Source organism: Amycolatopsis sp. NBC_01286 (assembly GCF_035982555.1).
Lineage (GTDB): Bacteria > Actinomycetota > Actinomycetes > Mycobacteriales > Pseudonocardiaceae > Amycolatopsis.
In genome coordinates, this window is sequence record NZ_CP108428.1 from 10,156,858 (window position 1) to 10,168,728 (window position 11,871).

Sequence of the window (11,871 nt, forward strand, 5' to 3'; positions counted from 1 at the left end):
TCACCGGTGCGGCTCAGGCGACACCGGGGTGGGCCAACCGGCTCAACGCGGCCGAGACGAGCGTCTCGATGCCGGTGCGCAGGGTCGGGTGCAGCACCGGGGCGAACCGCGGCGAGTGGTTGGACGGGATGTCGCGTTCGAAGCGGCCTTCGGTCATCGCCGTGATCACCGTCTCCGGGTCGAACCCGCCGACCAGCCAGAACACCGACGGCGCGCCGGCCGCGCGGCCGAACTCGCTGAAGTCCTCACTGCCGGTGATCAGCGGCGCCGGCATGGTCACCTCGGGGCCGAAGTGGGCGAGGAAGACCTCGGCGAGCGCGTTGTTGGCCGCTTCGTCGTTCTCCGTGATCGGGTAGGAGCCGAACCGGACGATCTCGGGCGGCTTCGGCGCGCCGGCCGTGGCGGCTTCGCCGTTGACGATCCGTTCGACCGCGGCCAGCACGCGCTCGCGGACCGCCTGGTCGAACGACCGGACGTTGACCTCCAGGACGGCGTCGTCGGCGATCACGTTGCTCGCGGTGCCCACGTGCAGCGAGCCGACGGTGACCACGGCCGAGTCGGTCGCGGCGATCTCGCGCGAGACGATCGTCTGCAGCTTGAGCACGACGGACGCGGCCAGCACGGCCGGGTCGACGGTCGTCTCGGGGCGCGAGCCGTGGCCGCCGCGGCCGTGCAGGGTGATCCGCAGGGTGTCGGTGGCGGCCATGATCACGCCGGGGCGGGTGAGCACCCAGCCCGCCGGGCCGGGCACGAGGTGCTGGCCGAACACGACGTCGGGCTTCCCGGCGATGTCGAACAGGCCGTCGCGGACCATCGCCGACGCGCCGCCCGCGCTCTCCTCCCCCGGCTGGAACACCACGAGCAGCGTGCCGGACCAGGCGTCGCGCCCGCGCGCGAGCAGCGTCGCGGCCCCGGACAGCCAGGTGGCGTGCATGTCGTGCCCGCAGGCGTGCATGACCGGGACGTCGGTGCCGTGCTCGTCGGTGCCGCGCTCGGTGCTCGCGTACGACAGCCCGGTCTTCTCCTCGACCGGCAGCGCGTCGATGTCGGCGCGCAACTGCACCGTGGGGCCCTCGCCGTTGCGCAGCACACCCAGCACCCCGGTGCCGGCGATGCCGGTGTGCACCTCGTAGCCGTCGCGCTCCAGCCGCCGGGCCAGCTCCGCGGCCGTGCGCGTCTCGGCGAAGGAGAGCTCGGGGTGGCGGTGGAGGTCGATGTACAGCGCTTCGAGTTCGGGCAGCGCCGCGTCGAGCGGGGTGAGGACGTCTTCGAGGGTCACAGGAGCCATCGTGGCAGCATTACCCACCGTGAGCACGCGAAGCGTACTGCCCGACCTGTCCGACGACGTCTGCGCGCGGCTGCGCGAGGCCTTCCGGCGCACCTCCTACGACGCCGACGGCGTGGTGGCCGCCCTCGGCGGCGCCGCACACGCGGCGCTGGGCCGCGGCGAGCCGGAACCGGCGGACCGGGCGAGCCGGGACGCGGGTGACCTCGGCACGCTGATCCGGCTGTTCCTGCTGGGCGGGACGGAGCCCGAGACCGCCGTCAAGGCCGCGTTCGCGCCGCTGACTCCGGAAGACGCCGTCGCGGCCGGCCTGCTCGACGCCGTCGCCGGCGGCTACCGCGCCGCCCTCGACGTCCGCCCGCACGGCGACGAGGAGGGCTCCTGGTGGGTCGTCTCCGACCTCGACGCCGACGTCCTCGGCGCGACCGTGCCCGAGGACCACGTGCTCGGCGTCGGGCACGCGTCGCTGTCGCTGATCCGCGCGACCACCCGCCGGCCGGTCGGCACCCTGCTCGACCTGGGCACCGGCAACGGCGTCCAGGCGCTGCACGCGACCCGGCACGCCCGGCGCGTCACCGCCACCGACGTCTCCGCGCGGGCCCTCGCGCTGGCCGCGGCGACGTTCCGGCTCAACGAGCTGGACGTCGAGCTGGTGCGCGGCGAGTGGTTCGCGCCGGTCGCGCGGCGGAAGTTCGACCAGGTCGTCTGCAACCCGCCGTTCGTGGTCGGGCCGGCGCGCGTCGACTACACCTACCGCGACTCCGGGCTGGCGGGCGACGACGCGAGCGCGCTCGTCATCCGGCAGCTGCCGGGGTTCCTGAACGACGACGGCGTCGGCCAGCTGCTGGCGTCCTGGCTGCACACCGGCACCGAGGACTGGGCCGACCGGGTGAGCCGCTGGCTGCCCGCCGAGACCGACGCCTGGTTCGTCCAGCGCGACGTCGCCGACCCGGCGCTCTACGTCGGCACGTGGCTGCGGGACGCGGGCATCGACCCGCGCTCGCCCGAAGGCCGGGTGAAGGCGGCGGCGTGGCTCGACTGGTTCGCGGCCAACGACGTCCGGGGCATCGGCTTCGGCTTCGTGACGCTGCGCCGTGCGGCCGGGCGCACACCGACCGTGGTGTGCGAAGACCTGCGGCAGGCCTACGACGACCCGCTGGGCCCGGAAGCGGCGGGCTGGCTGGACCGCGTCGAATGGCTGCGCAATTCCGGTTCCCTGCTTGATGTCCGATTTGTCGTACCCGACACCGTTTTGCTGGAAAGCGTCGAAGAACCGGGCGACGAGGGCTGGACGACGTCGATCCGGCGGCTGCACCGCACCGACGGCCCGGGCTGGCAGCACGAGGTCGACGACCTGGCCGCACGGCTGCTCGCGGGCTGCCGCGGCGCCCTGCCGCTGGAGGACCTCATCGAGCTGCTCGCGGCCGCCCAGGGCCTCGAAGCGGACGAGCTGGCCGCCGCCGCGCTGCCCGTCGTCCGGGAGCTCGTGCGGCACGGGATGCTCGTGCCGGCGGGGCGATGAGGGCGGTCGCGGCCCGCGTCACCCGGGCCGACGTGACGGTCGATGGCGCCGTGGTCGGCGCCATCGCCGAACCCGGTTTGCTTGTGCTGCTGGGAATCCACGTCGGCGACGACGCGGCGAAGGCCGCGACGATGGCGCGCAAATTGCACGAGTTGCGCATCCTGCGTGACGAGGAATCATGCGCCACGGTGAATGCGCCGTTGCTCGTGGTGAGCCAGTTCACGCTCTACGGCGACACGAAGAAAGGGCGCCGGCCGTCGTGGACGCAGGCCGCCCGGCCCGAGGCCGCCGAGCCGTTGGTGGACGCCGTGGTCGCTGACCTGCGCGGGCGCGGCGCGCACGTCGAAACGGGGCGTTTCGGGGCGATGATGGCGGTCTCGAGCGTGAACGACGGTCCGTTCACCGTTCTCATAGAGGTCTAGACCACTCCGGAGCGGTTCACTTCCTGACCGAATTCTCAAGGTCTTCTCAGGTTTCCCGGACCCTGATCCTTCTCAGGAAAAGCTCAGCATTGGTGGAGCAACCGGAGGGCTCCGGCAGCCGTCTCCTTTTCAGCGAGCCGGGAACGTTTTGGGAACCCGGAGCGTTGTGCCAGATGTCCAGCCAAGCCGGCCGGACCGGCGTACCGGGTTCCACAGGCCTCGGTCCGCGGGTACGCACCCGGCGTGACCCACCGCAGCACGTTCAGCCCGTGACCGGGGAGGCAGAATGTCAGTCCAGACTCTCGAACGCGAGTCGCGCGGGATTCGCGAACGTATTCCGAGCCAGTTCTCCGAGGAGCCGCCGAGCGCGGGGGCGCTCGCCGACGGCGACCTCGACGCCCCGAGCCCGGCCGCCGACCTGGTCCGCGTCTACCTCAACGGTATCGGCAAGACGGCGCTGCTGTCGGCCGCCGACGAGGTGGAGCTCGCGAAGCGCATCGAAGCCGGCGTTTTCGCCCAGCACATGCTGGACACCGGGGAAAACCTCACGACCAAGCGCCGCACGGAGATGTCCGCCCTGGTGCGTGACGGGCACGTGGCGAAGAACCACCTGCTCGAGGCCAACCTGCGCCTGGTCGTCTCGCTGGCCAAGCGGTACACCGGCCGGGGGATGCCGCTGCTGGACCTGATCCAGGAGGGGAACCTGGGCCTGATCCGCGCGGTGGAGAAGTTCGACTACTCCAAGGGGTTCAAGTTCTCGACCTACGCCACCTGGTGGATCCGGCAGGCCATCACCCGGGGCATGGCCGACCAGGGCCGCACCATCCGCCTCCCGGTCCACTTGGTGGAACAGGTCAACAAGCTCGCCCGCATCAAGCGCGACCTGCACCAGCAGCTCGGGCGCGACGCCACGCACGAAGAGCTGGCCGCGGAGTCCGGCATCCCGGCCCACAAGATCTCCGACCTGCTCGACCACTCGCGTGACCCGGTAAGCCTGGACATGCCGGTGGGCGCGGAAGAGGACGCCCCGCTCGGTGACTTCATCGAGGACTCCGAGGCGACCGACGCCGAGAGCGCCGTGATCTCCGGCCTGCTGCAGGACGACCTGCGCCGCGTGCTCGCGACGCTGGACGACCGCGAGCAGCACGTCATCCGGCTGCGCTACGGCCTGGACGACGGCCAGCCCCGCACGCTCGACCAGATCGGCAAGCACTTCGGGCTCTCCCGCGAGCGCGTCCGCCAGATCGAGCGCGAGGTCATGTCCAAGCTCCGCCAGGGCGAGCGCGCGGACCGGCTCCGCGCCTACGCCAGCTGATCCACTTACGGTGATCCACCTCGGACGGGGCGGGCCGCGCACACTGTGCGTGCCCGCCCCGTTTTCGTGCCCGAACCCGCGATTGTTCCCGCAGTTCACGGGCGCGATCGGAAAATAAGCCACCAAACTGAGGTTTCGGCCCCACATGACGTGGGTAGCAAACCTTCGCAACACCCGTTCGGCCGGATTGACTTATGACCTACGTCACGCCACTGTCGGGTGAAGGCCGGTGGGGTACGGCGACAAGCCTCGCGACTGGATGTGCACGCATCCGGGCGCTTTCCCCGGGAGGTCGGGTCCGTCGGGGTGGACCCGGCCTCCCGACCCAAACCTCAGGCGCCCGCGTCGCCCAGCTCCCAGACGGTCGCCTCGCGCACCCAGGCAGTCGGCTCACGTACCCAGGCAGTCGGCTCGCCTGCTCGGCCGGCCGGTCGACTCCCCGCGCCGGACCGGGCTTTCCACAGCCCTGCCGTGATGTGGACAACCAGGCCCCAGCTGCCGCTTTCCCCGGGTTTCGCCGGGCGCCCCCGATAAACTGGACAAGGGCACGCCCCCCAGGGAGGGTGGGGGCGCGATTGCGGGCCGTGGGGTGGCCCACAGTGGCCGGATGCCTCTGGGGCGTGGCCGTCGCACCTGCGTAGGGTGGACCGATCCCGGAGCTGGCAAAGGAGCCTGGCAGTGCCGTCCACCACCACTTTTCAGCACACCGAAGTCCTCCCGCTGGGCAAGGACACCACCACCGAGTACCGGCTGGTCACCGCCGAGGGCGTCGAGACCTTCGAAGCCGCCGGGCGGAAGTTCCTGAAGGTCGACCCCGCGGTGCTGACCACCCTGGCGCGCACGGCCATCACCGACATCCAGCACCTGTTGCGCACGTCACACCTGACGCAGCTGCGCGCGATCGTCGACGACCCCGAGGCGAGCGGCAACGACCGCTTCGTCGCCATGGACCTGCTCCGCAACGCCGCCATCTCGGCCGGTGGGGTGCTGCCCATGTGCCAGGACACCGGCACCGCGATCGTCATCGGCAAGCGCGGCGAAGGCGTCCTCACCGGCGGTGACGACGAGCGCGCGCTCTCGCGGGGCATCTTCGACGCCTACCAGCAGCTCAACCTGCGGTACTCGCAGATGGCGCCGGTCAACTTCTGGGACGAGCGCAACACCGGCACGAACCTGCCGGCGCAGGTCGAGCTCTACCACAAGGACGGCCAGGACGACCCGGCCTACGAGTTCCTCTTCATGGCCAAGGGCGGCGGCAGCGCCAACAAGACGTTCCTCTACCAGGAAACGAAAGCCGTCCTGAACCCGAAGCGGCTCGCCCGGTTCCTCGACGAGAAGCTGCGCAGCCTCGGCACCGCGGCCTGCCCGCCGTACCACCTCGCGATCGTCGTCGGCGGCATGTCCGCCGAGTTCAACCTGAAGGTCGCGAAGCTCGCCTCCGCGCGCTACCTCGACACCCTCCCGCAGGAGGGCTCCGAGCTCGGCCACGCCTTCCGCGACCCGAGCCTCGAGCAGCAGGTCCTGGAGATGACGCGCCAGTTCGGCATCGGCGCGCAGTTCGGCGGGAAGTACTTCTGCCACGACGTCCGCGTCATCCGGCTCCCCCGCCACGGCGCCTCGTGCCCGGTCGGCATCGCCGTCTCCTGCTCGGCCGACCGGCAGGCCAAGGCCAAGATCACCGCCGACGGCGTGTTCATCGAGCAGCTCGAACGCGACCCGGCGCGCTTCCTGCCCGAGGTCACCGAGGAGGACCTCTCCGACGACGTCGTGTCGGTCGACCTCAACCGGCCGATGGCCGAGATCCGCGCGCAGCTCTCGCAGCTGCCGGTGAAGACGCGGCTGTCGCTGTCCGGGCCGCTGGTCGTCGCCCGCGACATCGCGCACGCGAAGATCGCCGAGCGCCTCGACGCCGGCGAGGAGATGCCGGAGTACCTCAAGAACCACCCGGTGTACTACGCGGGCCCGGCGAAGACGCCGGAGGGCTACGCGTCCGGCTCGTTCGGGCCGACGACGGCCGGGCGGATGGACTCCTACGTCGCGCAGTTCCAGGCCGCGGGCGGCTCACTCGTCATGCTGGCCAAGGGAAACCGCTCGAAGCAGGTGACGTCGGCGTGCGAAGAGCACGGCGGTTTCTACCTCGGTTCGATCGGCGGCCCGGCCGCGCGGCTGGCGCAGGACTGCATCAAGAAGGTCGACGTCCTCGAGTACGCCGAGCTCGGCATGGAAGCCGTCTGGAAGATCGAGGTCGAGGACTTCCCCGCGTTCATCGTGATCGACGACAAGGGCAACGACTTCTTCGCCAGCACCGGCGATCCTGTGCTGCAGATCAGCTTCCGCTGACCCGGTAGCGCGCACACGCGAAGCCCCTCCGGCCGTCCACAGTGGCCGGAGGGGCTTCGTCGCGTGATCAGGGCGGGGAAGGGAGCACCAGCCCGCCGCCAGTGCTCCCCTCCTTCCCTGCTCCCTCAGCCGACGCGCTCGATCCGCGCGCGCCGGATGAGGAACTTTCCGGGTTCCCGAACCTGTTCGAAGGCCGCGTTGTTGAGCAGCGCGCAGCTGCCCGACACCGACGTCACCGTCACGGTGGTGGACTTCGAGTTGTCGAGGTTCGTCACCTTCAGCTTGGTCCCCGCGGGGAACTGGTTGCTCGACGCCGCCGGCGCACCGGCCTCGCCCGAGAGCGTCACGGTCGAGCCGGCGCACACCACGTCGCCCGTCGCGGCACCGTTCTGGTCCTGCTGCTGCGCCGGAGCCTGCTGTGCGGGCGCCTGCTGGGCCGGAGCCTGTTGCACGGGCGCCTGCTGGGCCGGAGCCTGTTGCGCCGGGGCCGCCTGGCCGTTGTTCGCGACGACGTTCGCGGTGCACTCCGCGACCACCCGCCGTTGCTGGATGAGGTCCACCACCGCCTGGCGGTTGGCGATCCTCGCGGCCGACTGCGCGTCCGGGTTCGCCTGCTGGCCGGCGATGAAGTCCAGGTTGTTCTGCAGCGCGGTGTCGAGTCCCCCGCAGTTCTCCTTGGGTGCCTCGGCCGCGTTGCTCGCGGGGCTGCTCAGCGCGATCGCGGCCGCGGTGACGCCGGAAACGCCCAGCAGCGCGGCCAGTCCGATGGTCGCTCGCTTGCGGTGCCGACCACTACTCAACCGGGGCATGTTCCGTTCCTCTCTGATCACCACCTCATCCGGGAATACGGCCCGGTAACGAAGGTGGTTCACCGAGATGCGGGACTTTTTCGGCCTAGCTGCCCGAAGCCGAGGTCACGGGCTCGCCGAGGTGGTCCGGACCACTGACGCGGGCGGCGGTCGCCCGCGCCCACCGGCCGGTGGTGATCAGCCCCAGCGCGAACACCGCCACCCCGCAGCCGGCGATGATCACCCAGCCGGTGCGGCCCGTCCCCGGCGGCAGCCCGTCGCTCGAGGCGACGACCACGCCGATCACGGCCACGCCGAGGGAGATCCCGATCTGGCGGCTGGTCGAGGCGACGGCCGCGGCGAGCCCGGCGCGCTCCCGCGGCATGCCGGACACCGCGGCGTTCGTGATCGGCGCGTTGAGCATGCCGAACCCGGCGCCGAAGCACACGTAACCCAGCATCAGCACGGGAATCGGGGTGGTCGGGCTGATCCCGGAGAGCACGATCCCCGACGCCGCGATCCCCGCGCCGGCGACGAGCAGCGGCAGCCGCGGCCCGCGCGCGCCGACCAGCCGGCCGGACAGCGGGGCGAACACCGCCGTCACCGCCGCCATCGGCAGCGTCAGCAGGCCCGCGTCCAGCGCGGACAGCCCGCGGGCGTCCTGCAGGTAGAGCGAGTTGAGGAACAGGAAGCCCGACAGCGCCGCGAGCCCCGTGACGGCGGTCAGCGTCGCGCCGGAGAACGGCACGCTGCGGAAGAACTTCAGGTCCAGCAACGGATCCCGGCGACGGCGTTCGTAGGGCAGCAGCACGGCCAGCGCCACCGCGGCGAGCACGAAACAGCCGATGATCTCCGGCGAACCCCAGCCGGCGCCGCGTCCTTCGATGATCCCGTAGGTGACCGACGCCAGCAGGACGATGACCAGCAGCTGCCCCACCGGGTCGAGCCGGCGCGGGTACGGGGACCGCGACTCGGGGACGAACACCGCCGTGAGCACGATCGCGGCCACCCCGACCGGGACGTTGATCCAGAAGATCGAGCGCCAGCCCGCCCAGTCGACGAGCGCGCCGCCGAGCACCGGCCCGACGGCCATGCTCAGCCCGACGACCCCGGCCCAGACGCCGATCGCGCGGGCGCGTTCGCGGGGTTCGGTGAAGATGTTGGTGACGATGGACAGCGCGACCGGGTTGAGCATCGAGCCGCCGATCGCCTGCAGCGCGCGGAACGCGACGAGCGAGCCGATGTTCGGCGCGATCCCGCACAGCAGCGAGCCGAGGCTGAACAGGGCCAGGCCGGTCTGGAACGTCCGGCGGCGGCCGATGCGGTCCGCCGTCGAGCCCGAGAGCATGAGCAAGCTGGCCAGCACGAGGGTGTAGGCGTCGATCGTCCACTGCAGACTGGACACCGACGCGCCCAGCTCGCGCCGGATCGACGGCAGCGCGAGGTTCACGATCGTGTTGTCGAGCCCAACGATGAACAGGCTCATGCAGCAGACGGCGAGGACCACCCGCCGCCGGACCGGCTGAGGCACGACGCCCCCAAACTAGTTGCAAGTGGCAATATTAAGCACTGTACAACTAATTACCGGCCGGCCCGGGTGACGCGGACCACCCGGTCAGGCCGGGAACAGCTCCGTGAGCCGGGCCAGCGTCTTCTCGATGCCCTGGGCGTTCTTGCGCGGGAACGGGCTGAGGCTGATGGCGAGCGGGAACTTCGCCGTCGACCAGTCGAACGTCTCGGTGACCTCGGTGCGGCCGCCGTCGAGGGGCTCGAGGCGCCAGCGCCAGCGGTGGCCGTTGAAGTGGCGCCACGCGATCAGGCGGCCTTCTTCGTACTCGACCACGGTGTTGAGAACCTTGTAGGACGCGCCCATCTTCATGTCCATGCCGAACTTCGTGCCGAGCGCGAGCCGGTCCGGGCCCCCCGGCTGGGGCGCCCGGACCGTGCCCGATCCGTCGATGAGCGGGTGCTGGGCCGGATCGGCCAGGAGCCCGAAGATCTTCTCCGGGGTCGTGGCGACGATCGTGGTGCGTGAGACCTGGCGGCTTCCCATCACCCGAGCCTAGATCATTTGGTCGTCTTGAGTACGACCGTGCGCTGGTCCAGCGGCGCGGCCAGCGCGACGGAGATCACCGGGAACCGGATGTCCATCGTGCACATCTGGCCGGTCTGCGCCTTCGTCTCGCTCAGGTTGACGACGACGCGGTCGCCGGCCTGCTCGGTCGCCTCGCCGAGGGCGTGGCCACAGCCGCCCTCCTGGGCGCGGATGTTGAGGATCGTGCCGCCGTTGGCCGTCCACACCTCGTGCGGATAGCTGGCCGGCAGCGCCGCCGCGTCGACCTTGTTCGGCGGCACCGGGGTACTGCCTTCGGGCACGGTGAGCCGGGGTTTGCCCGGCGGGTTCGCCGAGGGCGCCGTCGGCAGCACCGACTCGCTCGGCGACGTCGAAACGCTGCCGGAGGGGGCTGCCGAGTCGCCGCCGGAAGCGGGCTGGCTGATGGGCATGTCCTGGCCGGCGCAGGCCGTCACCATGAAGAGGAGTGCGCCTGTCCCGACCACCTTCGCTGAGTACCTCATGCGTCCAGGACGGAACGGGTGCCGTACGAGGTTGCACGAAGATCGATGACAAATACGGAAGTACGTACTAATGTAGTGCTTCATCATGAAGGACGTAGATTTCTCTCGTGACCCTGAAGACCGGCTGTTCGACCCCCGGGTCCGGGCCGCGCTCGGCGACTTCGCCGTCGACGACGACCTCGGCCCGCTGGAAGCGGCCGCGGCCGTCCGGACGGCCGCGCGCGGCCTGGACTGGCTGCGCTCGCACGGGACCGACAGCCGCGGGCTGAGCCCGGGCGCCCTCGACGTCCTGATCCGGATCGGCGGGAGCGAGGCCGGGATCAGCATCAAGGACCTGGCCGGCGCCGCCGGGGTGAGCTCGCGGAACGTGACCGGCCTGGTCGACACGCTCGAGCGGGGCGGGCTCGCCGAGCGCGTCCCGGCCCCGGCGGACCGGCGGTCCGTGCTCGCCCGGATCACCCCGGCCGGGCGGACGTGGCTCGAGGAGTTCCGGCGCCCGTCCCAGGCGGCCATGGCGGCCGTCTTCCGCGGCTTCACCCCCGGCGAAACCGCGCTGCTGCGGCACTTGTGCCTGCGTGTCGTGGAAAACCAGCACCACTTGGCCCGCTACCTGGAGGAACGGAAATGACGACCCGCGAGACTGTTCAGGCCTACCACCGGGCAAGGTTCGCCGGCGACGTGCCCGCCGCGGCCGCGCGCCTGGCCGACGCGTTCACCTTCGAGAGCCCGCTGCTCAGCGCCGACGCCGACGGTCACCTGGCCGGCCTCGCCGGCTTCCTCCAGGTCGTCTCGGGCGTGGAGATGATCAGCGAGCTGTACGGCGAATCGGAGGCCACGCTCGTCTACGACGTCCACACAGCGACGCCGGTGGGCACACAACGCACGGCGGAGCACTTCCGTCTCCAGGACGACCGGATCGAGTCGATCACGCTGATCTTCGACGCCACCCGCTGGCACCCGATCATGGCCACGGCCACTCACCCCGCGTGAGCCAAACCCGCCACTTTCGCTAGGAAAGATGCGGGTTTGCGCGGGGTGAGGCGACACGTTCGTGGGGGCGTGCGCTTTCAGGTGATGTCGGGGGCGTCAGCCTTGGCGGAGGACGACCGTGCGGGTGCCGAGGGGCGCGGCCAGTGCCAGCGGGATGCTGATCTCCTTGATGTAGTCCGGGCACATCTGGCCCTTCGTCCCGGACGTCACCGTGATCAGCACGACCACCTGCGCCGCGCTCTGCTCGCCGACCCGGGCCGAGACGCGGCGGCAGCCGCCCTCCTCGGCGCCCAGCAGCACCGTCTTGCCGTCCAGGCTGCGGGTCAGCGTGCGGGGGTAGCCCTCCGGCAGCCCCCGCGCGTCGACCTGCGTCTCGGCGATGACGTCGTCGCCCGGGGCGATGCCCTGCGTCGGGCGGCCGACCGTACCCGGGGGCGGCGGGTCGAACGTCGGCGTCACAGTGCCCGGCACTGTCGGTGCCGTCGTCGGCGTCTCCGGCCCGGTACTGCTGACCGGCGGCGGAGTGGCCGAAGAGGCCGAGGGAGCCCCGGCCCCGGTCGAAGAAGCACCGCACGCCGTCATCGTGACCAGCAGCAGGCCCGTCCCCAGCAGTTTCACCGCGTTGCGCATAC

The 11,871-nt window shown here is 71.1% G+C and carries 12 protein-coding genes; 6 read left to right on the forward strand and 6 right to left on the reverse strand.

Features of this window, described 5'->3' with window-relative positions:
* Window positions 1-13 precede the first annotated feature (13 nt).
* Entirely contained in the window at window positions 14-1,279 is a 1,266-nt protein-coding gene (locus OG570_RS45725) for an amidohydrolase (RefSeq protein ID WP_326951471.1), read from the reverse strand.
* Between the two features lie 28 nt (window positions 1,280-1,307).
* Here OG570_RS45725 and OG570_RS45730 point away from each other — a divergent pair, with 28 nt between their 5' ends.
* The 4 genes from OG570_RS45730 (at window position 1,308) to OG570_RS45745 (ending at window position 6,884) form a co-directional block, all read left to right on the forward strand.
* Window positions 1,308-2,807: a DUF7782 domain-containing protein gene (locus OG570_RS45730; RefSeq protein ID WP_326947670.1), complete on the forward strand. Its 1,500-nt coding sequence runs from the start codon at window positions 1,308-1,310 to the stop codon at window positions 2,805-2,807.
* Complete coding sequence (dtd, locus tag OG570_RS45735; RefSeq protein ID WP_326954821.1) at window positions 2,804-3,229, forward strand: D-aminoacyl-tRNA deacylase; 426 nt, start codon at window positions 2,804-2,806, stop codon at window positions 3,227-3,229. The genes OG570_RS45730 and dtd overlap by 4 nt, the downstream gene beginning before the upstream one ends.
* A 286-nt stretch (window positions 3,230-3,515) precedes the next feature.
* On the forward strand, window positions 3,516-4,544 hold the full coding sequence (locus OG570_RS45740) for a sigma-70 family RNA polymerase sigma factor (protein WP_326947668.1): 1,029 nt from the start codon (window positions 3,516-3,518) through the stop codon (window positions 4,542-4,544).
* A 678-nt stretch (window positions 4,545-5,222) separates the two neighbouring features.
* The gene (locus tag OG570_RS45745; RefSeq protein WP_326947667.1) at window positions 5,223-6,884 is read left to right on the forward strand and encodes a fumarate hydratase; all 1,662 of its coding nucleotides are present in this window, start codon (window positions 5,223-5,225) and stop codon (window positions 6,882-6,884) included.
* 125 nt (window positions 6,885-7,009) lie between these two features.
* Here the strand turns inward: OG570_RS45745 and OG570_RS45750 are convergent, their stop codons facing one another.
* The 4 genes from OG570_RS45750 to OG570_RS45765 form a co-directional block, all read right to left on the reverse strand.
* Window positions 7,010-7,693 carry a hypothetical protein gene (locus OG570_RS45750; RefSeq protein ID WP_326954822.1) on the reverse strand — a complete coding sequence of 228 codons (684 nt, stop codon included), beginning with the start codon at window positions 7,691-7,693 and terminating at the stop codon, window positions 7,010-7,012.
* An 85-nt stretch (window positions 7,694-7,778) separates the two neighbouring features.
* Complete coding sequence (locus OG570_RS45755; protein ID WP_326954823.1) at window positions 7,779-9,203, reverse strand: MFS transporter; 1,425 nt, start codon at window positions 9,201-9,203, stop codon at window positions 7,779-7,781.
* Between the two features lie 84 nt (window positions 9,204-9,287).
* Entirely contained in the window at window positions 9,288-9,725 is a 438-nt protein-coding gene (locus OG570_RS45760) for an SRPBCC family protein (protein WP_247063479.1), read from the reverse strand.
* 14 nt (window positions 9,726-9,739) lie between these two features.
* Entirely contained in the window at window positions 9,740-10,249 is a 510-nt protein-coding gene (locus OG570_RS45765) for a hypothetical protein (protein WP_326947665.1), read from the reverse strand.
* 85 nt (window positions 10,250-10,334) lie between these two features.
* Between OG570_RS45765 and OG570_RS45770 the strand changes: the two genes are divergently transcribed.
* Window positions 10,335-10,877, forward strand: a complete 543-nt coding sequence (locus tag OG570_RS45770) for a MarR family winged helix-turn-helix transcriptional regulator (protein ID WP_326954824.1) — start codon at window positions 10,335-10,337, stop codon at window positions 10,875-10,877.
* Window positions 10,874-11,239: a hypothetical protein gene (locus OG570_RS45775; protein WP_326954825.1), complete on the forward strand. Its 366-nt coding sequence runs from the start codon at window positions 10,874-10,876 to the stop codon at window positions 11,237-11,239. Before OG570_RS45770 ends, OG570_RS45775 begins: the two co-directional genes overlap by 4 nt.
* A gap of 96 nt (window positions 11,240-11,335) precedes the next feature.
* On the opposite strand, the gene OG570_RS45780 is transcribed toward OG570_RS45775, so the two are convergent.
* Complete coding sequence (locus OG570_RS45780; protein WP_326954826.1) at window positions 11,336-11,869, reverse strand: hypothetical protein; 534 nt, start codon at window positions 11,867-11,869, stop codon at window positions 11,336-11,338.
* Between the last annotated feature and the right edge of the window lie 2 nt (window positions 11,870-11,871).